Source organism: Mycobacterium sp. SMC-21 (assembly GCF_045310825.1).
Taxonomy (GTDB): Bacteria; Actinomycetota; Actinomycetes; order Mycobacteriales; family Mycobacteriaceae; genus Mycobacterium.
On the sequence record NZ_JBJIAO010000004.1, the window covers coordinates 94,590 to 115,469 of the forward strand.

The 20,880-nt window shown below is 66.2% G+C and carries 23 protein-coding genes; 13 read left to right on the forward strand and 10 right to left on the reverse strand.

The features are described 5' to 3' along the window. Positions 1-13: 13 nt before the first annotated feature. Together ACJH6H_RS06015 and ACJH6H_RS06020 are read right to left on the reverse strand one after the other, a co-directional pair. Positions 14-1,147 (reverse strand): ABC transporter substrate-binding protein, encoded by a 1,134-nt coding sequence (locus tag ACJH6H_RS06015; RefSeq protein ID WP_212807742.1) that lies wholly within the window; start codon positions 1,145-1,147, stop codon positions 14-16. An 8-nt stretch (positions 1,148-1,155) separates the two neighbouring features. Beyond that, a complete protein-coding gene (locus tag ACJH6H_RS06020; protein ID WP_212814484.1) occupies positions 1,156-2,181 on the reverse strand; it encodes an aldo/keto reductase in 1,026 nt (341 codons plus the stop codon). Between the two features lie 85 nt (positions 2,182-2,266). Between ACJH6H_RS06020 and ACJH6H_RS06025 the strand changes: the two genes are divergently transcribed. After that, positions 2,267-2,797 (forward strand): TetR/AcrR family transcriptional regulator, encoded by a 531-nt coding sequence (locus ACJH6H_RS06025; RefSeq protein WP_212807741.1) that lies wholly within the window; start codon positions 2,267-2,269, stop codon positions 2,795-2,797. Here ACJH6H_RS06025 and ACJH6H_RS06030 read toward each other — a convergent pair. Further along, positions 2,794-3,660 carry an arylamine N-acetyltransferase gene (locus ACJH6H_RS06030; protein WP_212807740.1) on the reverse strand — a complete coding sequence of 289 codons (867 nt, stop codon included), beginning with the start codon at positions 3,658-3,660 and terminating at the stop codon, positions 2,794-2,796. The two genes, ACJH6H_RS06025 and ACJH6H_RS06030, sit on opposite strands and share 4 nt — an antisense overlap. A 35-nt stretch (positions 3,661-3,695) precedes the next feature. After that, a complete protein-coding gene (locus ACJH6H_RS06035; protein ID WP_406774517.1) occupies positions 3,696-4,247 on the reverse strand; it encodes a TetR/AcrR family transcriptional regulator in 552 nt (183 codons plus the stop codon). 164 nt (positions 4,248-4,411) lie between these two features. On the opposite strand from ACJH6H_RS06035, the gene ACJH6H_RS06040 reads away from it, so the two are divergent. Then, positions 4,412-4,984 (forward strand): carboxymuconolactone decarboxylase family protein, encoded by a 573-nt coding sequence (locus tag ACJH6H_RS06040; RefSeq protein WP_406774440.1) that lies wholly within the window; start codon positions 4,412-4,414, stop codon positions 4,982-4,984. Beyond that, positions 4,981-5,946: an MBL fold metallo-hydrolase gene (locus ACJH6H_RS06045; RefSeq protein ID WP_406774441.1), complete on the forward strand. Its 966-nt coding sequence runs from the start codon at positions 4,981-4,983 to the stop codon at positions 5,944-5,946. Before ACJH6H_RS06040 ends, ACJH6H_RS06045 begins: the two co-directional genes overlap by 4 nt. 15 nt (positions 5,947-5,961) lie before the next feature. Here ACJH6H_RS06045 and ACJH6H_RS06050 read toward each other — a convergent pair whose 3' ends face one another. Both ACJH6H_RS06050 and ACJH6H_RS06055 read right to left on the reverse strand, forming a co-directional pair. Continuing rightward, the gene (locus ACJH6H_RS06050) at positions 5,962-6,933 is read right to left on the reverse strand and encodes an Abi-alpha family protein (protein WP_406774442.1); all 972 of its coding nucleotides are present in this window, start codon (positions 6,931-6,933) and stop codon (positions 5,962-5,964) included. Then, the gene (locus tag ACJH6H_RS06055) at positions 6,930-8,282 is read right to left on the reverse strand and encodes a hypothetical protein (protein ID WP_212807736.1); all 1,353 of its coding nucleotides are present in this window, start codon (positions 8,280-8,282) and stop codon (positions 6,930-6,932) included. Before ACJH6H_RS06055 ends, ACJH6H_RS06050 begins: the two co-directional genes overlap by 4 nt. Positions 8,283-8,520: 238 nt before the next feature. On the opposite strand from ACJH6H_RS06055, the gene ACJH6H_RS06060 reads away from it, so the two are divergent. From ACJH6H_RS06060 to ACJH6H_RS06070, 3 genes are read left to right on the forward strand one after another with little or no spacing between them, the layout of a single operon-like run. After that, complete coding sequence (locus ACJH6H_RS06060) at positions 8,521-8,877, forward strand: ArsR/SmtB family transcription factor (RefSeq protein ID WP_406774443.1); 357 nt, start codon at positions 8,521-8,523, stop codon at positions 8,875-8,877. Further along, the gene (locus tag ACJH6H_RS06065) at positions 8,874-9,347 is read left to right on the forward strand and encodes an SRPBCC family protein (RefSeq protein WP_406774444.1); all 474 of its coding nucleotides are present in this window, start codon (positions 8,874-8,876) and stop codon (positions 9,345-9,347) included. The genes ACJH6H_RS06060 and ACJH6H_RS06065 overlap by 4 nt, the downstream gene beginning before the upstream one ends. A gap of 5 nt (positions 9,348-9,352) precedes the next feature. Further along, positions 9,353-9,940, forward strand: a complete 588-nt coding sequence (locus ACJH6H_RS06070; RefSeq protein ID WP_406774445.1) for a TIGR03086 family metal-binding protein — start codon at positions 9,353-9,355, stop codon at positions 9,938-9,940. Positions 9,941-9,953: 13 nt separating this feature from the next. Here the strand turns inward: ACJH6H_RS06070 and ACJH6H_RS06075 are convergent, their stop codons facing one another. After that, positions 9,954-10,457: a hypothetical protein gene (locus ACJH6H_RS06075; RefSeq protein ID WP_318985901.1), complete on the reverse strand. Its 504-nt coding sequence runs from the start codon at positions 10,455-10,457 to the stop codon at positions 9,954-9,956. A gap of 184 nt (positions 10,458-10,641) precedes the next feature. Between ACJH6H_RS06075 and ACJH6H_RS06080 the strand changes: the two genes are divergently transcribed. Next, positions 10,642-11,079: a hypothetical protein gene (locus ACJH6H_RS06080; RefSeq protein WP_318985798.1), complete on the forward strand. Its 438-nt coding sequence runs from the start codon at positions 10,642-10,644 to the stop codon at positions 11,077-11,079. Positions 11,080-11,127: 48 nt separating this feature from the next. Further along, positions 11,128-12,774 carry a ribosomal protection-like ABC-F family protein gene (gene abc-f, locus ACJH6H_RS06085; RefSeq protein WP_318985797.1) on the forward strand — a complete coding sequence of 549 codons (1,647 nt, stop codon included), beginning with the start codon at positions 11,128-11,130 and terminating at the stop codon, positions 12,772-12,774. Positions 12,775-12,781: 7 nt separating this feature from the next. On the opposite strand, the gene ACJH6H_RS06090 is transcribed toward abc-f, so the two are convergent. Beyond that, on the reverse strand, positions 12,782-13,372 hold the full coding sequence (locus ACJH6H_RS06090) for a hypothetical protein (protein WP_212807730.1): 591 nt from the start codon (positions 13,370-13,372) through the stop codon (positions 12,782-12,784). Positions 13,373-13,382: 10 nt separating this feature from the next. Continuing rightward, a complete protein-coding gene (locus ACJH6H_RS06095; protein WP_318985796.1) occupies positions 13,383-14,180 on the reverse strand; it encodes a DUF1906 domain-containing protein in 798 nt (265 codons plus the stop codon). A 193-nt stretch (positions 14,181-14,373) separates the two neighbouring features. Between ACJH6H_RS06095 and ACJH6H_RS06100 the strand changes: the two genes are divergently transcribed. Continuing rightward, the gene (locus ACJH6H_RS06100; RefSeq protein ID WP_318985795.1) at positions 14,374-14,880 is read left to right on the forward strand and encodes a winged helix-turn-helix domain-containing protein; all 507 of its coding nucleotides are present in this window, start codon (positions 14,374-14,376) and stop codon (positions 14,878-14,880) included. Between the two features lie 3 nt (positions 14,881-14,883). Here ACJH6H_RS06100 and ACJH6H_RS06105 read toward each other — a convergent pair whose 3' ends face one another. Beyond that, positions 14,884-15,630 (reverse strand): MetQ/NlpA family ABC transporter substrate-binding protein, encoded by a 747-nt coding sequence (locus ACJH6H_RS06105; RefSeq protein ID WP_318985794.1) that lies wholly within the window; start codon positions 15,628-15,630, stop codon positions 14,884-14,886. A 200-nt stretch (positions 15,631-15,830) separates the two neighbouring features. Between ACJH6H_RS06105 and ACJH6H_RS06110 the strand changes: the two genes are divergently transcribed. From ACJH6H_RS06110 to ACJH6H_RS06125, 4 genes are read left to right on the forward strand one after another with little or no spacing between them, the layout of a single operon-like run. Further along, positions 15,831-17,282, forward strand: coding sequence for an APC family permease (locus ACJH6H_RS06110; protein ID WP_318985793.1), 1,452 nt, complete (start codon positions 15,831-15,833; stop codon positions 17,280-17,282). Position 17,283: 1 nt separating this feature from the next. Beyond that, positions 17,284-18,621, forward strand: a complete 1,338-nt coding sequence (locus ACJH6H_RS06115; RefSeq protein WP_406774446.1) for a glutamine synthetase family protein — start codon at positions 17,284-17,286, stop codon at positions 18,619-18,621. Beyond that, positions 18,618-19,655: an LLM class flavin-dependent oxidoreductase gene (locus ACJH6H_RS06120; protein WP_318985792.1), complete on the forward strand. Its 1,038-nt coding sequence runs from the start codon at positions 18,618-18,620 to the stop codon at positions 19,653-19,655. Before ACJH6H_RS06115 ends, ACJH6H_RS06120 begins: the two co-directional genes overlap by 4 nt. Positions 19,656-19,672: 17 nt before the next feature. After that, positions 19,673-20,872, forward strand: coding sequence for an acyl-CoA dehydrogenase family protein (locus ACJH6H_RS06125; protein WP_318985791.1), 1,200 nt, complete (start codon positions 19,673-19,675; stop codon positions 20,870-20,872). Positions 20,873-20,880: the final 8 nt, after the last annotated feature.

The window sequence follows — 20,880 nt, forward strand, 5'->3', positions numbered from 1 at the left end:
ACACCGTCGATCGTCAGCGGTTCGTGTCCGTGCGGCACAAGTGCTCTCGTAGCCTGCCTGCGGACCACGGCGTGAGACGGAACCGGCCGTCCCGAATGACGGCGACGGCGACGTCATCGACGTCCAAGCCCGAATGGTCGGTGGGCGAGAAGGCGTATCGGCCGGCAGCCGTTACGTACGTCAGCGTTTCCATCGCGTCCCGGACGGCGCCACGGTCGTCGGTGCCCGCGGCTTCGATCGACGCCGCGATGAGTTTGGCGGCGACGTAACCGTCGACGGCGAACTGCGATGGGAGCGCGCCATGGCGCTGTTCGAAGGGTGCGGTCAGGGCTTCGATCGTGAGTCGCATCGTCGGCTCTGGTACGTCTGAACCGATGCTCGCCAAGGACGTTCCGACGATGATGCCCTCGGCGGCGGGTCCGACCGAGTCCACAAATCCCGGGCTTGCTGCCCCGATCCCCATCACCATCGGCATGCTGAGCCCGGCGGCTCGAAAAGCCAGTGCCAAACCCGTTGCCGGTGGGCCGGTCACCCAAGCCATCAACGCCTGTGCCGAGCTCTCGGCGAGCCGGCGGACTACCGGACCGAAATCGTCGGTGTCCACGTTGACGGACACGACGGCGACGGCCGCGATGCCGTGACGACTGAGCATGGCTTTCTGGGCCGCCCAGGCATCCCGGTTGAACGCGCTGTCGGCATCGATGACGACCGCGATCTCGGTGATGCCGGCGCCGTGAAGGAACCGCAGCAGTTGCTCGGCCACCAGATGCCCGGGCGGCGGCGTCATGAAGGCGTACGGCCGCACGGGATCGACCTGCGTGTGCGCGGCACCAGTTGAGACATAAAGCAATTGGTGTCCGTCGGTGTGTGGCAGGACGGCGAGACTGGCATTCGAGAACGAAGTGCCGATAACCGCGACTGTTCGCAGACCGGCGAGCCGACCGTAAGCATCGACTGCGCCCTGCGGGAGGCTGCCGTCGTCTTCGACGCGCAACTCGATACGGCGTCCGAGCACGCCGCCAGAGTCGTTCAGTTGTTGCACCGCCAGCTCGGCGCCGGCCAAGTTCTCCAACCCCATGTAATTGGAGCCGGTCAGTGATGCGATCTGACCGAGCACAAGGGGGCGGGCGGCAGGGGTGGGCGTCATCTGCGCGCTCAGCGTGGCGCCACAGTGCGGGCGTGCGCCGGCGCGTAGCGGTCGCCGACGATGGTTCCCGGTGCGAAAGCCGCTGAGAGATAGGCAGATTCGTCGGCGCTGAGGGCGACGTTGGTGGCGGCAAGATTCTCGGCCACATACTCGGCGCGCTTGGTCCCGGGAATCGTCACCACCGGGAAGGGGCGCGAAAGCAGCCAGGCCAACGCCAATTGGCCCGGGCGGCAACCTTTTTGATCGGCCAGCTCGTTCAGTGCAGCCACGGGAGCCAGGTTCGTCTCCAGGTTCTCCGCGGTGAAGCGCGGGTTGGTGGCGCGCAGATCGCCCTTCGCAAAGGTTGCGTCGGCAGCCAACGCTCCGGTGAGTGCGGAGCGGCCCAGCGGGCTGTAGGCGACCAGCGTTATCCCCAACGCAGCACACGTCTCCGCGATACCGCCCTCGACGCCGCGTTCCCACAGGGAATACTCGCTCTGCAACGCCGCTATCGGATGCACCGTCCGTGCTCGGCGCAAGGTCTCGGGCCCCACCTCGCTGAGACCGATCGCGCGGACCTTGCCCGCACCGACCAACTCGGCCATGGCCCCGACCGTTTCCTCGATAGGGACGCGCGGATCGAGGCGGTGACAGTAATACAGGTCGATCACGTCGGTACCGAGACGCCGGAGACTCGCTTCACAAGCGGCGGTCGCATACTCGGGCCGCCCGTCGATGGCGATCCCGTCGTTGGTGTCGTTGATCCGGGCGGCGAACTTGGTGGCCAGCACCACCTCGTCGCGACGTCCGGAAATGGCCTTGCCAATCAGCTCCTCGTTGTGGCCGAACCCGCGGATCGGGACGCCCCAGGTGATATCGGAAGCGCCGTAAACGTCCGAAGTGTCGAGGTGGTCCACGCCCAAGTCGAGCGCTGCACGGATGGTTCGCATCGACGTCGAATCGTCGGCGTCTCCATAGCTCTGCGACATCCCCATGCAGCCGAGACCGACCGGCCGAACACGGAGGTCCGAATGGCCGATCTGCACCCGTGCCATGCCATCAACAGCCGTCACTGTCGAACCCCTTCGCAATAAGTGATAGTTTCACTATCAGATAGTACGCCTGGAAATGGAGCCGACGATGAGACGAGATGCGGCAGCCAACCGCAGCCGATTGGTCGTCGCTGCCGAGGACGTGTTTGCGCAGCACGGCCCGCAGGCGACTTTGGAGGACGTCGCCCAGGCCGCCGGGATCGGTCCGGCAACGCTCTATCGACGGTTCCCCAACAAGGAGGCGCTGGTCCGCGAAGTGTTGAGCGAGTTCTTCGGGCGCCTACTGACAGCTGCTGAGGAAGCGCACGCGGCACCCGACGAGCAATGCCTGAGCGTCTTCCTCCACACCGTGGGTGCCGAGCTCGTCCGCAAGAGCGGGTTGTCCGCCTTTCTGTGGGGCGACCTCGCGCCACAGCACCTCGTGGAGGAACTCCGGCAGCAGTCAGCAGCCTTGCTGTCGCGCGGGCAGCGATCCGGCGCGATCCGGCGGGACGTGACGACCGCAGACGTGACCGCAACCATCTGGGCGCTCCGCGGCATCGCCGCGGCCGGCGGTGGCGACGACATTTGGCGGCGACACCTCGACACCGTCCTGCGCGGGTTCCATCCGGCCAGCTAGAGGCGCACCCGCATCCAGTCGACCAGAGCCGCAGCGTCCTCACCGGACAACTCGACGCCGAAGGTGTCGGCCAACAAGGTTGGTACGTCAGAGATCTCGACGTCGCGTGTGGAGCAGGTTCCGTCGGGATTCGTTGTGGTCCACGTAGTTCCGTCGAGCACGTGCTGGACGTCGGCAGCGAATCGCTGAACGAACGGCCGGGTGGTGAACGGTGAGCGCGGTGAGGTCGACACGAAGTGGTTGCCGACGGCGTAGTCGATCGGATACTGCGGGTCGAGCGTGAAGACGTGCCGGTCGAGCCATCCGACCGTGCCATCGACGCTCGACCGCTGCCACAGCGTCCACTCGTCGGGATGGAACACCTCGGTGTCGGCGCCGAGGGGAGCCGAGGACAGGCGTAACTGCCAGCCGTCTTGATCGACCTCGTTACCCGCGATCAGCTCGATGGGTTCGAGTGGCCCGCGGCCGAATCCGACATCACACAGCCGGCGCCGACCGTCGTCGAACTCGACAACGATCAGCGCGTGGGTGCGCGGGCGCGCGGTCCCCTCCGCGCCCAGGGTGACGCGCCCGCCGAGCGCGGTGAACCGGAAACCGAGCCGCTCCAGGGCCGCTGCGAACACCGTCACGTGCTCGTAGCAGTAGCCGCCGCGGCGGTACTGAATCATCTTGTGCTGCAGGGTGTTCAGATCGAGGAGGATCGGCCGGCCGAGCATGATCTCGAGATTCTCGAACGGAATCGAGGTGGTGTGGGCGCGGTGCAGAGCGGCCAGGGTCGCGGCGGACGGGAGTCGCTCGCCCTCGAAGCCGATGCGCGCGAAATAAGCGTCAAGATCGAGTTCGTCGCCATGCCACGTGGTCACAAACCCACGATAGTCAGCGGTCTGCAGACCCATGCTTACCTGGGTCTACGTGAGGCGGCCTCGACCGCAGGCAGGTAGATGAGGTCCACCAGCTCGGCAAGGGCGCTGCGCTCAATGGTGTTGTGTGCGAGCAACAATTCGTTGCGCATGAGTGCCAGAATGCTGGTGGCTACGCGGTCGGGAATCCTGGCCGGTCCGATCTCGCCTCGATCGCGCGCGGCGTCCAGTGCGCGGCGAATCGTGTGGTCGGTGTGTGCGGCCACCTTCGCTTGGAAAGTCTCCAGGGTGGCTTCGTCGGCTTCGGCGATGAGGTTGCGGTAGGTGTCGAGCCCGATCTGTTGCCACTGATCGACCAGGGATTCGACCATGGCGAGGATGTCGTCACGAAGGTTCTTCGACGACGCCACCTCGAGCGACGGGGTGCGCAGCGTCGGAAGCGCGTCGGTGACCATCTGTGCGCGAGAACGATAGCGGCGGTAAAGAACTGGCTTGCCCGTCTTTGCGCGGCGCGCGACGCCTTCGAAGGTGACGCCGGCGTATCCGTGTTCGGTCAGCTCAGCCCACGTGGCGTCTCGGATGGCGGACATCAGCGCGTCGTCCCGGCGTCGTGACACCGGCCCGGGCGGTACGGCCGCTTCTCGATTAGGCACGTTGCGTATCTTAACGGCCCGCGCTACCGTGAAAGTAGGAAACGCTCCGTATCTTATGGGCACCGCCGGCAAACACCCTTTTGAAGCGAAGGCGAGGATTCATGGCTGTTCGACTGCCAAGCCTGGAGGACCTCGATCCCGCGCAACGCGAGGTCTATGACCTGTTTCCGGCCAACCTGTCGCGAGGTTTGGTCATGACCAGGTCCAGTGCGAAGCCGTATCTGTCACTAGGGCTTTCGTTCCGGACGGGCGCGCTTGCGGCCGACACGCGGGAGTTGGTGATCGTGCGTGTCGGCGCGGTGACGAACGCCCCGTACGAGCTCCATCACCACGTGCCCGAGGCGCGGGCCGCCGGAGTATCAGAGTCGATGATCGACGGTGTCGCGTCAGGAGCCACAGAGTTCGGAGACCGGCGCGTCGATGTGCTCATCGCGTTCGTCGATGACCTGCTGGCGCAGATCAAGGACGGCGGGGCGAGCACGGAAGCGATGCAGGAGTTCTTCTCCGACAACGAAATTGCCGAGATCACCCTGCTGGCCGGCCACTACGTGATGACTGCGATGTTCATCAAGACCCTCGGCATCGTCCCCGAAAAGGGCGGCATTGACGCGGCGAACATTTTGGTGGACGCCACCGCCAAGCTGCACGACGAACGAGCAAAGGACGAACGATGACCGACGAAATCCCTTTCGAGGAAGGCCTATTCGACCTCGGTGGGGGAGCCCATGTTTTCCTGTCCGGCAATGAAGCCCTCGGCTTGGCCAATGCCGGCCTGGTGGTGAGTGCCGGCGAAGCGCTCGTCATCGACACCCTCTACGACGTGCAACACGCACGAGCGATGTGCGCACAGATGGACGTACTGACCGAGTCAGCGCCGGTGCGGTACGTCTTCAATACCCACACCGATGGTGACCACTTCTTCGGCAATCAGGTATTCGCCGCTGATACCGAAATCATCACCACCGAAGCCGCCAGTGCGCTGATGACTCAGGAACATGCCGACCTCACCACGAAACTGCTCAACACCGATACCCAGCCGGGCGGTCCACTGCAGGCGCTCGCACCACTCGGACGGCCGTTCGACTTCTCCGAAGTACGGGTTCGTGCCGCCGACACCACCTTCAACGGTGAAAAGGCCTTGAGAGTCGGCAAACTCGACGTCGAACTCCACGAACTGGGGCCGGCGCACACCGTGGGCGACGCCATCGCCTACCTCCCCGAGCTGGGTGTGCTGTACGCCGGAGATCTGTTGACGCACAACCCGGTTGCGGTCACCTGGTCGGGCTCGATCCCGAATTGGATCAGGGCGCTCGAGCGCATCCGCGCCTTCGGAGCCCGGACAGTCGTCGCCGGGCACGGTCCCGTCCTGATCGGACCCGAGATCAACGCGGCCATCGACCGCGGCATCCGGTTCTGGTCCACCCTGCACACCGACGCCACCCGCCTGTACGACCACGGTGTGCCGGTGGCCGAGGCGGTCGCTCGCATGGACATCCAGAACTACCCGGAAGCCGCTGCGACGCTTCCGATCATCGTCACCGCGATCTACCACGAACGCGATCCGGACATCCCGTACTTGGATCTGACGCAGGCCATCGAGTCCATCGCCGCGCAGCTCGCGGACGCGCACGGTTAGGAGCGCCCCGACCCTTCACTCGATGTCGTGTGGCGCCTGATGCTCGGGCAGGGCGGCGACGTCTTCGTCCTCGGATACCAGGCAGGCGCGGCAGAAGTCGACGCCGAACGGGGTGAGGTGGATTGAACGGCGGACGACCTTGTGCGCGCGCACCGAGTGCATCGCGGCCAGCACGTCCGGTTGGGCCTCGACCACCTGGTATTCGAGCGGGTCGCGTAGTTGCTCCTGCGAGAACCAGATCAGGCCCAGCCGGAACAGGTTGTTGAGGTAGGCGGGCACGTTGTCCAGATAGCGCAGGCCCGCCCGCGGGCCGATCATGTTGAGGCCCGGAGCCACCAGCCGCGAGGACACCATGCCGATGGGGCCGCCGGTGCGGACGTCGACCGCCGGCTGTGGGCCGCCGCGCAGGAGAAGCAGCAGGATGCGGGCCTCGTCGGGCGCCATCTCCTCGAGGATGCGGGCGTAGGCGGGGTGGCCGCGTTCGGTGTTCCACACGTCGCGCGAGCGGGTCAGCAGCGCCTGCCCCTGAGCACGCAACGACTGCTCCATTTGGCGTTGGCGCTCTTCGTCTTCCTGCTGGTGTGACACCGTGTGCGTCGTCGTCGCGGTGTCGGTGAGCGAGGCGCTGACCTGGACGACGGCCTGCGACACCGAGACACCGTTCGACACGGCCTTGGCCACCTCGCCGAAAACGGTGCCGGCCTGCGCGACGCCGGAGATCAGCTCGCGTGCGGTGTCGGCCGCCGATGCCGGGTCGGCGACTATCTCGAGTGCGCGCCGGCCCGTTTTGAGCCCGGCAACGAGGGTCCATTCCGCCGTGCGTACCCAGGCCGTCGCGGCCAGGCGGACGAGGCCGGGCAGTGCTTCGCCGATCTCGCTCGCGGGTAGGAGCGCCGCGGACGGTTCCGATGAGGGAGAGAATGTGGCGCTGACTGGTCCCCACTGGGCGTGGCGTCGTCTGGGCGGCTGGCGTCGGTTGTCACTCATGCCACACCAAGTCCCAAGAAGATGCCGTAGTGGAGGAAGCCACCGGCGGCGCCCATGATCGCGCCGTGAGCGTAGAGCATCCACTCATCTTCCCTGATTGCCGAACGCAGCATCTCCACGAAGTCGGTCGGCGGAAGTTCTTTGGTGCGCTGGGCGATCAGTGTGCGGATTTTCCCTGATTGCGCTTTCGAGAACTCTTCGTCCTTGAAGGGCGTCAGCGTCCGGCCGACGGCCTCGGCGGCGAAGCCGGCCTTGATCGAGTCGTAGGCCTGGGCGCCGAGTGCCACCCGCGCCGCACCCCGGATGGGTCCGGCTGCGCGGTCGATGGCCGGGCCGAGCGCGGCCGCCATCATCTGGCGGGTGCGGTCGCCGCTCGGACCGTCGATCAGGAAGTCGCCGATGCGTTCCAGCGTGATGACGTCGTCGGCGATGATCCCGGCGTACACCTCGGCGGCCTGCTCTTGCCGCCGCAGGAACAGGCCCTGGAACTTGATGCCGAAATAGCGGGTCGGCTCGGTCGGTTCGAAGATGAGCCACATGCCGAGCGCGTTGGTGATCCAGCCGACGATGACGCCGAGCATCGGCAGCATCCACCAGGTGTGGAACCAGTGGTCGATGAACGCGACGGGGATGCCCAGCAGGAACCCGAAGATGAAGCCGAAGTTGACCATCAGGTTCAGCTCGCGCTGGCCGATGTCCTTGAAGACGCGGATGACGAGGTCAGGGTTTTTCCGGAAGTGCTCGATGACCATGATCTTGGGGTCGAGCAGCTGGTCGATGTGGATGCCGATCTCGGTGGTGATCGACCGCACCACGTCCGGTAGTTGCGACTGGACCCGCGCGACGATCGCGCGTTTGCCGACGGTCGGCAGGTCGCGCCAGAACTGGGGGTCGTTGGCGATCATCACCTCGTCGACGAGCTGCGGGATCTCGGCTTCGAAGAGCTTGACGATGTGCTCGGCGATCATGTCCGGCTCGAGCTGCTGGTAGAACTCCGCGGGCGTACCGAGCTTGGCGATGGCCTTGTCGGATGCGATCGAGCCCATCTTGGCCGCACGGGCGGGCACGATGCCCTGCCAGCCGACCCCGCCCTGCAGGATGCCGGGGATCTCCTGAAGTTTGTGCGGCAACAGCCGTGCCAGCTCGGCCATTCCCGGGATTCTGAACCCGTGGAAGTTGACGGGATAGAACAGCATGATCAGGCCGGTCCAGTTGATGAGCCAGCCGATCACCGCGGTGAACAACGGAATGCTGAGGAACGCGAACCACTCCATCGGGGTGTGGATCTGGCTCAACGTCCAGTCGCGATCGAGCAACCAACCCCACAGTTCGTTGAACGTCGACCTCACCGCCTTTCGCTGCGCACGCTGATCCGCACCACGTGTGGTTTGCCACCTGTGCGTGTGCACATTAGCGGTTGCTGCCACGCCAAGGTGCTCGACTGAGGCCACGCTTTCGCCTCAGCCCGATATCGGTCGCAGTAGCGGCACTCGCCGGACGACCTGGTGACGTTGTATTAAACCAATGGGTTGACAACGCACGCGCCGGCGCGCACACTCGTACTCAACCAAATAGTTGAGGAAGAAGATGACCGACCAGCTGTCGAAAGTATTTGCGGCGCTGAGCGATCCGATCCGACGGGACATCGTGGCCCGGCTGACGACGGCTGACGCAACGGTGAGCGAACTCGCCGAACCGTACGACGTCAGCATGCAGGCGGTGTCCAAGCACCTCAAAGTGCTCGAGGATGCCGGGTTGGTCAGCCGGGGCCGGGCCGCACAGACCCGGCCGGTGCACTTGGAAGCGCAGGTGTTCGACCTGATGACCAAGTGGATCGAGCGCTACCAACAGCAGGCCGAACAGCGTTACCAGCGCCTGGATGCGGTGCTGGCAGAGATGAATGACAACGAATCGAAACCGCGACGAAAGGGCAGAGCATCATGAACACCGCGCAGGCCGTCATCGAAGCCGACAAGGACGTGCCACTCATCCGCATCACCCGTGATTTCCAGGCCACCCCAGCGCAATTGCTGAAGGCGCACACCGATCCGGAGGTGTTCGCCCGCTGGGTGGGGCCCGACGGTATGGACACTCGCATCGTGGAGTGGGACGCCCGAGACGGCGGCAGCTGGCGCTACGTCGCGGTCCGGGACGGTCAGGAGTTCGGCTTCCGCGGTTGCTTCCACACCGTCGCCGCTGACAAGATCGTCCAGACGTTCACCTTCGAGGGCATGCCCGACGCCGTCTCGCTCGAGACCTTGTGGTTCGAGGATCTCGGCGACGGCCGCACCCGGCTCCACGGCCAGTCGTTGGTGGACAGCTTCGAGGGACGCGACGCCTGGCTGGCCTCCGGGATGGAGACGGGCGTCGATCAGGGCTACGCGAAACTCGACGCACTGCTCGGTGAGCTCTGAGCGCCATGGCTGCGCTGCACGCACTCACGGCCGCCGAACGGCACCGCCGCATCGCCGCCGGATTCACCGAACATGCTGCAGCCGTGCGGGATTGGTCGGCTCCGACGCCGGTGGCGGACTGGACCGCAGGCGACATCGTCGGGCACCTCGTCGGCTGGTTCACCGAATTCCTCGGTGCGGGCGGTGTGGTGTTGCCCGTCGGTCCGCCCGTCGCCGACGACCCGCTCACGGCGTGGGTCGCACACACCGCGGCGGTGCAGGGTCTGCTCGACGGCGACGCGGCCGACGGCGACTTCAGCCATCCGATGGCGGGCTCACACCGGCTTGCCGACGCCATCGACCGGTTCTACACCGCCGACGTGTACATGCACACCTGGGATCTGGCCGCCGCGATCGGGCGCGACTCCGGCCTGGACCCCGAGTTCGCTGAGCAGATGCTCGCCGGGATGACGGGGATCGAGGACCTGCTGCGCTCATCGGGGCAGTACGGGCCACCCGTCGTGGTTGCGGACGACGCGGGCCCGGTGGCCCGGCTGATGGGGTTCATCGGCCGGGATCCGGCCTGGTCGGCCGGTACGCGTCAAGCAGTGTGAGAGGACCCGGCCGTTACTGTGCCGGGGCCGCGAAACCCGTCCAGCGCAAGCCGGTTTGAGCTTTCGCGGTCGACGGAGTGGAGGCGGCGGCGACGCGTGGTTTGGTGGCCGTCTCGCCACGCAGGCGGCGCTCTTCGCGCATGATGCGGCGATTCAGGATTCGCTCATCGCGGGCGGTGAGCGTGCGATTCAGTCCAGACAGCTGATCCAGCTGCAGCCAGCTCAGCCCGTCGAGATCGCCGTCGGCGTCATGGCTGGCCAGGACAATGGACCCACGCAGCAGAGGGACGGTCTTCGCCGTGAAAGTCGTTGTCGCCAGCAACAGTTCGGTTGCCTTGCGATTGATGCGGCGCTGGCACCGGCGTGCCGTCGGGCTGAACCAGAAGTCGAACTGTCGGTCTGTGCTGGTCAGGCATTGCAGCCGTTGGCCTTGAATCAGATCGGTAATGTCCGCTGGTGTGTAGGCGCGGGTCTCATAAACGGCGCCGTTGGTGCTGAAGTACAGAACTGTGTTCATAGCGATAACCCATTCGGCTCTTTCTACGTATGGACTCTCTGTCGAGCGGAGCACCCACACTGGGGTGCTGTTATCAACGGTACCCATGTGACAATTGAGACAAACGTTGATAACGCCTGGGGTACGGGAAATATGCCCACCGCCGGGCGCTAACACTGCCGCCGCCCGCGCCGATAGCACTGACATGACCCCATTGCGCGCGGCCGGAGCGCTCGTCGCCGCGGTCGCCGCGCCGTGGTTGTCGCTGGTGACGGCCCATGCCGATGCGTTCGGACAACTGGCTGCCGTTCCCGTGGTCGCGTCCCCGACATGCGGTGGCACCGTGAGCGCCGACGCGCAGCAGACGCCGGTTCAGATCGGCAATGACGTCGGGCACGGCATCGGGGTGTCGATCCGCTACGACGCCGGCATCTACGACGGCTCCTGCTCCCTGACGGTGACGGCCGCGTGGCGCAATCTGGACACCGGCGCCGCCGGGCAAGGCGACATCTCCGCGGTCTCGACGATCGACGGGCACTACGGCTTCATCGGCTACGCGAACAAGAACTTCGCGACCGGGAGCGGCACGGTCGTCGTCACCCTGAGCTCGCATCCGGGCCAGGAAATGCGCATCACGGCGTAGGCGGCTCCGCGCAGGATCGGGCTGCCGCGGTGATGCGACGATTGGCCCATGACCGCGACGCTCGTCACGACCAACCTCGCCGGCGGATTCGCCCACCGCACGCTCTTCGAGCGGCTCGACGTGACGGTGGCGCCCGGCGATGTGATCGGCGTCGTCGGCTCCAACGGTGCCGGCAAGAGCACGCTGTTGCGGATCCTGGCGGGCGAACTCGCACCGCTTGACGGCGTGGTGAGTCTGGCGCCGGCCGACGCTTTCGTGGGCTGGCTGCCGCAGGAGCACGAGCGGGTGCCGGGGGAGACGGTCGCCGCGTACGTCGCGCGTCGCACCGGATGTGCGGCCGCGACCAAGGCGATGGACGCCGCAGCCGAGGCGCTGGCCGATTCGACTGCGGACGCCGATGCCTACTCCGCTGCTCTGGATCACTGGCTGGCGACAGGTGCGGCAGATCTGGAGGAACGACTGCCGGCGGTGTTGGCCGACCTGGGGCTCGATTCCGACGCGGTGCGGCCGGAGTCGACGCTGATGACGGCGTTGTCGGGCGGGCAGGCGGCGCGCGTGGGGTTGGCGGCGTTGATGCTGTCGCGTTTCGACATCGTCCTCCTCGATGAGCCGACCAACGATCTCGACCTCGACGGACTGGCGCGCCTGGAAGAGATCGTGGGGAATCTCCGCGGCGGTGTGGTGCTGGTCAGCCATGATCGAGAGTTCCTGGCCCGCACCGTAACCCGCGTTGTCGAGCTCGATCTGGCGCAGAACCGGACCACCGTCTACGGCGGCGGTTACGAGAGCTATCTGGAAGAACGTGAGGTCGCGCGGCGGCACCGCCGCGAACAGTACGACGAGTTCGCCGAGAAGAAGGCCGATCTCGTGGCGCGTGCACGCACGCAGCGGGAGTGGTCGAGTCAAGGTGTGCGCAATGCGATGCGCAAGGCACCCGACAATGACAAGAACCGGCGCGCCGCACAGACCGAGTCCAGCGAGAAGCAGGCGCAGAAGGTCCGCCAGATGGAGAGCCGGATCGCCCGCCTCGAGGAAGTCGAGGAGCCCCGCAAGGAGTGGACGCTCCAGTTCACCATCGGTGCGGCACCGCGGTCGAGTTCGGTTGTCGCGACGCTCGACGATGCCGTTGTGCGACAGGGGGACTTCGTCCTCGGTCCGGTGTCGCTGCAGGTCGATGCCGGCGAGCGGATCGGTATCACCGGCCCCAACGGCGCGGGAAAGTCGACGCTGCTGCGGCTCCTGCTCGGTCGGCAACAGCCTGACGAGGGCCGCGCGAGTCTGGGCGCCAATGTCGCCATCGGCGAGATCGACCAGGCCCGTGCCGATTTCACCGGCGACAGCCGCCTCGTCGATCGCTTCGAGCAATTCGTTCCGTCATGGCCGACCGCGGACGTGCGCACGCTGCTCGCAAAGTTCGGCCTGCGTGCCGATCATGTGGAACGCACCGTCGACGAGCTGTCCCCCGGAGAGCGAACACGGGCGGGCCTGGCGCTGCTGCAGGCACGCGGGACGAATGTGCTGGTGCTCGATGAGCCCACCAACCATCTCGACCTGCCGGCCATCGAGCAGCTCGAGCAGGCGCTCGAAACCTACAACGGCGCACTGCTTCTGGTGACGCACGACCGCCGCATGTTGCAGAACGTCCGGTTGGATCGCTCGTGGCTGGTCGGGGGTGGACGGGTCACCGAGTTGTAGCCGGCGATCAGACGTCACCAGACGGAGGTCGCGACGTGGCGGCATCAGCGACTGCTGCCGTCGCGGGCGCGCCGGCCTGTCGGAACGACGCGGCGCGCTCGTGCTCGCGGCGGCGGACCGCGTCCTGGATTTGTTCGAGATTGTTGCGGAGCAGGTCGGAGACGAACTCGTCCATCCGGGGGTCGGCGAGCATCGCGATGAGGACGTGCATCACCGATTCGCTCGCCTGGCCGACGACCTTGTCGTACCCGGGGATTCGGCTGATGACGGGTATGCCCGAATCGGTGCGGATCTTGTCGGCCGCAAGGGCTTTCAGCTCGGTGTAGTTCTCTTCGATGGCGTTGGAGATGTTGCGGGTGTAGTGACCGGTCTTGATGACGTCGATGACCTCATCGAGCACCATGATGGTGATCGGCCGCTTCACCAGTTGGACCGCCCGCACGCTGATCCGGTTGATCAGCCGGAGCCCGGCCGGTGTCTTGAGCCCACGTCGGACCAACACCGGCGTGATCACCAGCGAGCCGATCATGATCACCAGCGCGATGCCGACGATCCAGCCGAGGTCGCGCCAGCCATGGATCTCCATGGCTGTGGTCACGACCGTGTCCTCACGGATGCAGGTTCCACTGCCCGACGTCGGCGGCCAGGGCGTCGCTGACGTCAACCTCGAGACCACCGACCACCGGACCCGGATTCGACGCGGTACTGACGATCCGTTGGTACATCACCGCCGCCGGATAGACCTTGCCGCCCGACCAGGATCGGGTCTGCCACGCCCACACCTTGCCGGGCGTGGTCGAGCGGCCGATGACACCGTCGGCTGCGGCCCACTGGCAGGTGTTGATGCCGCCGTAGACGCCGGTGCGCTGCGGGCCGAGGACCGAGTTGATGCCGCGAAACCACGGCAGTGCAACGTTGTTCCAGGTTTCGCGACTGATGTCGTCGTCGACGGAGAAGAAGATCGGTGCGCTCTGACCGCCGCCCGCCGCGGTGTGCAGTTGCCAGGCGGTGCGCGCATCGGCGACGCCGCCTGCGTAACCGCGCGTGAAATCGGACGGCGCGGTGCCGCCGGGCTTGCCGTACTGGTAGTTGCTCACGATCGCGAGTCCGGCCGCGGCCAGTGACCGGGCATACGGCAGCGTGATCGGCTTGGCGCCCATCGATGAGCCGGGGCGCGATGTCGAGACATAGTTGACGACGCCGGCGTGCCCGGCGGCCCGAATGTCTTGCGCCGGAATCTGCTTCATGGCGAAGTCGATCAGCGTGGGCGCGGCGGCCGCGGCCGTCGGCAGGCCGAGACCGGCCGCACTCAGCCCAGCCAGTGCCGACGCGGCGCCGGCATAGCGCAGCGCATCACGACGCGAGAACGGGCGCCGAAGGCCGGTGGTCTCCGGGAAGTCCTGCATTTCGAGATGTTAACAATGCGACAGATGTGAAAGTTGTGGCCGTGACGTGCTGATTCCAGATCGTGACCAGACTGTTTCATCGGCCGTCGTTTGTCGGCCAGTGCGGAGGCTCGTTCGATTCAAGGTGACGGTAACGATGTCCAGCGCCGTCGTCCTCGCGAACACTGGAGTTCGGATCGATGAGGGAGTGTGCATGTATCAGGGCCGCAGCGTGCGGGCACCGCAGGTGGTGCTGACGGTGGAGCTTCCCACCCGCGATGCACTGGCTCAGGTGACGACTCTGATGGACGAGTTCAGCGCATTTCTCGCGTATCGCGTGCCCGGCGCCAGGGTGGAGAAGTTGGTGGCCGGTACCGCTCCGGTCCGCGCTCCGCAGCCGGTGAATGGACTCATGATCGACCGGACCACCCGGCAGGTCAGCGTCGATGGTCACCAGATCGCCATGGCCTACAAAGAATTCGAGCTGCTGGCCTATCTGGCGCAGCACCCGCGACGGATCATCTCGCGACAAGAGCTGATCGAGAACGTCTGGGACGCGGGCTTCGCCTCGATGCGGACTGTCGACACCCATGTGCGCCGGCTCCGGGTGAAGCTGGGTGCACACGCCCTGACGCTGACGACCGTCCGTGGCAAGGGTTATCGCTTCGACCCGCAGTCCTCGACACGGTTCCGGGACCAGCGGCCGATCCGGTCGGCGTGACCGTCAGAACGCCGGTACCACCAGGCCGGCGTACGAGCGGGCGATGAACGAACGCGCCGAATCTGACTGTAAAGCGTTGGCCAACAGCCTGATTGGTTCGCTGTCGTGGTTGTCCGGGCGCGCGACGAGGTACTCGGCGTAGTCGCGGTTGGCGTGGTCACAATAGAGCGCCCACTGCAGGTCGATCTGGCGGTCCATGGCGTAGTTGCCGAACAGGAACACCAGATCGAAGTCGGCGAGGACATCAGCCAGGCGCGCGCTGGCGATTTCCTTGAACAGCAACTGCTTTGGGTTCGCGATGATCGAGTCGACGCCGGGGGCAGCCACCTCACCCTCACGCAGGGTGAGCAGACCCAGGTCGCGAAGGATGTGCAGGGCGCGCCCGACGTTCGCCGGATCACCGGGCAGCGCCACCTGTGCGTACTGCGGCACGTCGCCGACAGTGGATATCGATTCCGAGTACAGCGCGAACGGCTCGATGTGCACCGGTGCGACGGGGACCAGTCGCTGGGCCGAGGCGGCATTGAACTCGTCGAGGAATGGCAGGTACTGAAAGAAGTTGGCGTCGATCGTCCCGGTGACCAGATGGTGGTTCGGTTCGTCGAAGGTGTCGAACACCTCGACGTGGAGGTCGATGCCGTCGCGCGCGAGCACCGGGCGGACGTGATCGAGGATCTCGGCGTGCGGGACCGGTGTCGCCCCTACGCGCAGGACGTGGCCGGTGCCATGAAGCGATCGAATGGTCCCCACTGCCAACCCCTTTGACTGACGCACCCGCGGCGCCATGCCATGAAGACTACCGACCGGATGCCGAATCTGCGGCCCTGAAGTCCGCCGAATGTTACGGCATGTGACGCATTGTCAGCGCCGGTGTCCTGCCCGCTGGAGCGCGTCCACCCCGACCAATAGCTTTTGTCTCCAACAACATTCATCGACCAGCAAGGGGCGTCATGACAGTCGAACATACGGCGGTGCGCACCGATGGTGGGCCTCCGGCCGGCGCGCAGCGTCTTCGCGGCAACTTGGGGATCCCGGCCATCGTCTTCATGGTGTTGGCCGCAGCGGCGCCGCTGGGCGTCATCGGCGGGCCGGTGCCCTTGGGCATCGCCACCGGCAATGGGTCAGGGTTCCCCGCGACGTTCGTCATCGCCACCTTCGTGCTGCTGCTGTTCGCCGTCGGCTTCACCGCGATGACGCCCTTCGTGCGTGAGGCCGGGGCGTTCTTTTCCTATGTGCAGCAAGGATTCGGGTCCAGCCCGGCCATCGGCGCCGCGTTCGTGGCGGTCCTGACGTACGCCTCGATGGAGGCCGCGGTCTACGGCCTGCTAGGTCCGCAGCTCGGCGGTCTGTTGGCCCTCGTCGGCGTACCCCAGTTGCCGTGGCCGGTATGGGCGTTGGCCGGGCTCGCGGTGATCACCTACCTCGGGTACCGCAACATCGAGCTGTCCAGTCGAGTGCTCGCGGTTTTGCTGGTCGCCGAGATCGCGATCGTCGTCGTCCTCGACGCGGTCATCGTCGCTCGCGGTGGTGACCACGGATTGTCGACGGGACTGCTCGACCCCGCGCAGATCACTTCGGGCGCACCGGGTATCGGGCTGCTCTTCGCGATCATCTCGTTCCTCGGCTTCGAGGCGACGGCCATCTTCCGTGACGAGGCACGCGATCCGGACCGCACCATTCCGTACGCGACGTACCTCGCGCTCGCGGTGATCGGCGTCTTCTACACGGTCTCGAGCTGGGCACTGATCTCGGCGTGGGGCGATCGCGAAGCCCTTGAGCGTGCGACGAATTCGGGCGGCACCATGCTGGTCGACACCGCCCAGCGCTACCTGGGCGTGGTGGGAGCGGACGTCATTCAGGTCCTCTTCGTCACGAGCCTCTTCGCCTGCATCTTGTCTTTCCACAACGTGGTGTCCCGCTACCTGTTCGCGCTGTCCGGCCGGGGTGTATTGCCCGCGGCTTTCGGCCGGCCCCACACCCGTCACGGCTCGCCGCACGTCGCGTCGTTGGCGCTGTCGGCACTGATCCTCGCGATCATCGGTGTCGCCATCGTGGCGAAGCTGGACCCGAGCACAGAGTTCTACACCTGGCTGTCCGGGATCACCACGGTCGGTGTGCTCGCCCTGATGGTGCTGACGAGCGCGGCTGTGCTCACGTTCTTCGCCCGGGACCGGCGGCACTACTCGGTGTTGCGCGTCCGGGTCGCGCCGGCGCTGGGCCTGGCCGGGCTGGTGGCGTTCCTGGTCCTGATTCTGGTGAACCTCAAGGACCTGGTCGGCGGGTCGTCAGGGTTGGCGTTGGCCGTAATCCTGGTGCTCGTAGTGGGTTTCGTGGGCGGTGCCGTGCTGGGCTACCGCCGCGCGCGAACCGAGTCGGTCGCCCCGGCGGGAGAGGAGGGCTGAGATGGCGTTGACCGCGGACGCAGCAATTGACGAGCGGCACCGGAGCGTTGTCGACCTGCTGGACTCCGGCGTCATCACGGAGGTCGAGGTGGCGTGGAGTGACCAGTTCGGCCACGCCTTGGGCAAGCGGGTGCCTGTCGAGCAATTCCGCTCTCGCGCTGGAACTTCCGGGTTCGGCTTCTGCGACGGAGCGCTCGCGTGGAACTCCAACGCGCGGGTGATCGAGAGCCTTCGGTCGACCAACTGGAACACGGGCTACCCCGACGCTTTCGCCGTACCCGACCTGAGCACCTTCCGTGAGTTGCCGTGGCGATCCGGGGTGGGGCACGTCATCTCCGACATCGTCGGTCACGACCGCACGCCGTCACCGCTCGATCCCCGTGCGGTCTTGCGGCGCGTCATCCAGCGGCTGGAGAACCTGGGGTACACCGCGAAGGTCGGCGCCGAGTTCGAGTTCTACCTGCTCAATGCCGACGGATCGATCTTCCAGGACGACGTACACGCCTACTCGCTGCAGAATGCCAACACGCTCGAACCGGTGCTCAGCGCGCTCTATTCGGTGTTGCGCGAGTTCACTTCCCTGGAGGGCCTGCTGACCGAATACGGTCCGGGACAGGTCGAGGCCAATCTGGTCTACAGCGACGCGCTCGACGCCGCGGACAACAGCGCCCGGTTGAAGTACGCCGTCAAGGAGATCGCCCGGCGCAACGGCAAGTTGGCGACGTTCATGCCCAAGCCGTTCTCGGAGCACTCCGGAAGTTCTGCGCACCTGCATATTTCGCTGTGGCGTGACGGTGAGCCGGTTCTGGCCGGCGCCGACGGGACCGAGAGCCAGGTCGGTCTGCACGCCATCGCCGGCCTGCTCGAACACCTGCCGTCGATCACGCTGTTCGGCGCGCACTCGGTCAACGCGTACCGCAGGTACGTCCCCGGATCGTTCGCCCCGGCGACCTTGACGTGGAGCCGGGACAACCGGACGTCCGCCGTCCGGTCGCTGCTGGAGTCGACGCCCGAGGCGACGCGAATCGAACTGCGCACCGGGGCATCCGACGCAAACCCTTACTGGCTCATCGCATCTGCCCTGGCCGCCGTCGTGGCCGGCCTGGAAGCCCGACGCAATCCGTCAGAGCCGCAGACCGGCAATCTCTACGACGTCGGGGTGCGGCTACCGGAATCGCTCAGCGTCGCGATCGCGCTGGCGCGCAGCGATGACGCCATCGTCGACATCCTGGGCGCGGACTCCGTGCATGACTTCGCCGAGATCGCCCAGAGCGAGTGGGACGAGTACTCCAGTGCTGTCACCGACTGGGAATTCCGGCGTTACCTGGAGAATTCATGACCACGACATTGACCGCGCCGCGCTTCGGGGTGTGGGCACCCGTCTACGGAACCTGGGGTGCCAGAACACATCCCGTCGAGGTGCCCGATGCCAGCTACCACCGGACGCGCGATCTCATCGTGCGCGCCGAAGAGCTGGGCTTCGACTCGACGCTGATCGCCCAGCACGTCCTGCATCCGGGTGGTGCCGAACACGACGTACTGGAAACCTGGTCGACGCTGGCCGGGCTGGCCGAGGCCACCAGCCGCGTCGAGTTGATCGGCGCGATCAAGCCGCTGCTGTTCAATCCGCTGGTCTTCGCGAAAACCGTTGCCAATATCGAACAGATCGCCTCCGACCGGGTGGCGATCAACCTCGTCAGCGGCTGGTTCCTCCCTGAGCTGGAGGCAATCGGCCTCGGCGACGTCATGCACGGTGACCGATACGAGTACTCCCGGGAGTGGCTCGACATCGTCGGTCGGCTGTGGCGCGGCGATGCCATCGAATCCGGGCTGGACGGGGCCGTCGCGGCCGGCGCGCAGTTGCGGCCGGCCCTCGAGCGGACCCCGCGCGTCTACCTCGGCGGGGAGTCCGAAGCGGCGCGCGCCCTGGCGGCAGCGCAGGCCGACGTGTTCTTCCTCAACGGGCGGCCGCCACAGGATGCCGCCGAGATCATCGACGACATGCGGCGTCGTGAGCGGAATAAGCCGGAGCCCTTGCAGTTCGGGCTGTCGGCGTTCGTCATCGCCCGTGAGTCGGAGGAAGAGGCGCAGCACGAATTCGAATACCTGCAGGGCCTGGTTGACGGTTCGGGACAGCGGGACCGCACGGTGGGAGCCGACCCGGCCACCGCCATGTTCAAGGTGCACGAGGGTGTCGCGCGCGTGGGCACCAACGGCGGCACGCTGGCCGGGCTCATCGGTAGTTACGAGCAAGTGGCCGAACGGATCACGACATTCGCGAGCCTCGGGATCGACCTGTTCATGCTGCAGTTCCAGCCGCTGGAAGCCGAGATGGAGCGCTTCGCGGCCCACATCCTGCCCCTGTTCCGCTGAGTTGAGAAGGAAATCCCATGACCATCACGGCATTGGCCGCAGGGTCGGTCGCGGACCGGCGGGCGTCGCTGGCGCCGGTCGTCGAGAGGCTGGGCGCGGACGACGCCCAGCATGAGCTGACCCGAACCTTGCACCATGAGGCGATCCGCGCGATCGCCGACACCGGCGTCCTCGCACTCCGGATCCCCCAGGAGTACGGTGGCCCAGGCGGTTCCATCGTCGATGTCATCGAGACCGTCATCGATATCGCGCAGGCCAGCTCCAACGTGGCCCAGGCGCTGCGCGCCCATTTCGGACTCGTCGAGCGGCTCCTGGGTAACCGCGGCGACGACGCCCTGCGGGCCCGCTGGTTCCCCGATGTGCTCAGCGGAAAGATCGTCGGCAACGCGATCACCGAAGCCGTGGGCGCATCTCCCGCGGCCATCGGCACCACGTTGCGTGCCACGGGTGACGGCCGATACCGGTTGGACGGCAAGAAGTTCTACTCGACCGGCACCCTCTACGCCGACCTGATCGCGGTGTCGGCCGAACGCGAGGACGGCCGCGAAGTGCACGTGATCATTCCGGCCGATCGCCAAGGCGTGACGTTGTTCGACGACTGGGACGGCTTCGGGCAGCGGCTGACCGCCAGCGGTGCAACGACTTTCGAGTCGGTGTTGGTCCACGAGGATGAGGTGTCGCTGGTGCCTGCGGATCACCGGCTCGCGCACAGCCAGACGTTCCTGCAGCTGTACCTCACGGCGGTGGCAGTGGGAATTGCCAAGGGCGCCTTGCGCGACGCCGTTTGGTTCGTCCAGAACAAGGCACGTCCCGCCGCCCACGGGCTGACCCCTTCGGCCACCCAGGACCCGTTCATCCTGCAGGCGGTCGGGGAGATCGCCGCCTGGACGTCGACCGCCACCGCGGTCACGCTCGGCGCCGCGGCGGCACTGGATCGGGTGGTGGACTCCGGCCAGATCGACGACCAACAGGCCATCGGTGCTGCCGCAATCGAGGTGGCGAAGGCCCAACTCGTCGCGGAACGTCTAACCCTCGATGCCGCGCAGCGACTGTTCGACACCGGTGGCGCATCGGCCACAGCTCGTACACTGAATCTCGACCGACACTGGCGTAACGCGCGAACCATCGCCAGCCACAACCCGCTGGCGTACAAAGCCTGGGCGACGGGGGATTTCGTTGTCAACGGCGCGCTGCCGCCCAACTCCGGATACTTCTGACCCGCGAT

Excerpts from the sequence above, each read along its gene's own strand:
- ACJH6H_RS06080 (WP_318985798.1), top strand. The coding sequence starts at position 10,642 with ATGACCCCATTGCGCGCGGCCGGAGCGCTCGTCGCCGCGGTCGCCGCG.
- ACJH6H_RS06040 (WP_406774440.1), top strand. The coding sequence starts at position 4,412 with ATGGCTGTTCGACTGCCAAGCCTGGAGGACCTCGATCCCGCGCAACGC.
- ACJH6H_RS06095 (WP_318985796.1), bottom strand. The coding sequence starts at position 14,180 with ATGCAGGACTTCCCGGAGACCACCGGCCTTCGGCGCCCGTTCTCGCGT.
- abc-f (WP_318985797.1), top strand. The coding sequence starts at position 11,128 with ATGACCGCGACGCTCGTCACGACCAACCTCGCCGGCGGATTCGCCCAC.
- ACJH6H_RS06020 (WP_212814484.1), bottom strand. The coding sequence starts at position 2,181 with ATGGCACGGGTGCAGATCGGCCATTCGGACCTCCGTGTTCGGCCGGTC.
- ACJH6H_RS06115 (WP_406774446.1), top strand. The coding sequence starts at position 17,284 with ATGGCGTTGACCGCGGACGCAGCAATTGACGAGCGGCACCGGAGCGTT.
- ACJH6H_RS06035 (WP_406774517.1), bottom strand. The coding sequence starts at position 4,247 with ATGTCCGCCATCCGAGACGCCACGTGGGCTGAGCTGACCGAACACGGA.
- ACJH6H_RS06045 (WP_406774441.1), top strand. The coding sequence starts at position 4,981 with ATGACCGACGAAATCCCTTTCGAGGAAGGCCTATTCGACCTCGGTGGG.
- ACJH6H_RS06110 (WP_318985793.1), top strand. The coding sequence starts at position 15,831 with ATGACAGTCGAACATACGGCGGTGCGCACCGATGGTGGGCCTCCGGCC.
- ACJH6H_RS06075 (WP_318985901.1), bottom strand. The coding sequence starts at position 10,457 with ATGAACACAGTTCTGTACTTCAGCACCAACGGCGCCGTTTATGAGACC.
- ACJH6H_RS06025 (WP_212807741.1), top strand. The coding sequence starts at position 2,267 with ATGAGACGAGATGCGGCAGCCAACCGCAGCCGATTGGTCGTCGCTGCC.
- ACJH6H_RS06120 (WP_318985792.1), top strand. The coding sequence starts at position 18,618 with ATGACCACGACATTGACCGCGCCGCGCTTCGGGGTGTGGGCACCCGTC.
- ACJH6H_RS06015 (WP_212807742.1), bottom strand. The coding sequence starts at position 1,147 with ATGACGCCCACCCCTGCCGCCCGCCCCCTTGTGCTCGGTCAGATCGCA.
- ACJH6H_RS06125 (WP_318985791.1), top strand. The coding sequence starts at position 19,673 with ATGACCATCACGGCATTGGCCGCAGGGTCGGTCGCGGACCGGCGGGCG.
- ACJH6H_RS06060 (WP_406774443.1), top strand. The coding sequence starts at position 8,521 with ATGACCGACCAGCTGTCGAAAGTATTTGCGGCGCTGAGCGATCCGATC.
- ACJH6H_RS06065 (WP_406774444.1), top strand. The coding sequence starts at position 8,874 with ATGAACACCGCGCAGGCCGTCATCGAAGCCGACAAGGACGTGCCACTC.
- ACJH6H_RS06050 (WP_406774442.1), bottom strand. The coding sequence starts at position 6,933 with ATGAGTGACAACCGACGCCAGCCGCCCAGACGACGCCACGCCCAGTGG.
- ACJH6H_RS06070 (WP_406774445.1), top strand. The coding sequence starts at position 9,353 with ATGGCTGCGCTGCACGCACTCACGGCCGCCGAACGGCACCGCCGCATC.
- ACJH6H_RS06100 (WP_318985795.1), top strand. The coding sequence starts at position 14,374 with ATGTATCAGGGCCGCAGCGTGCGGGCACCGCAGGTGGTGCTGACGGTG.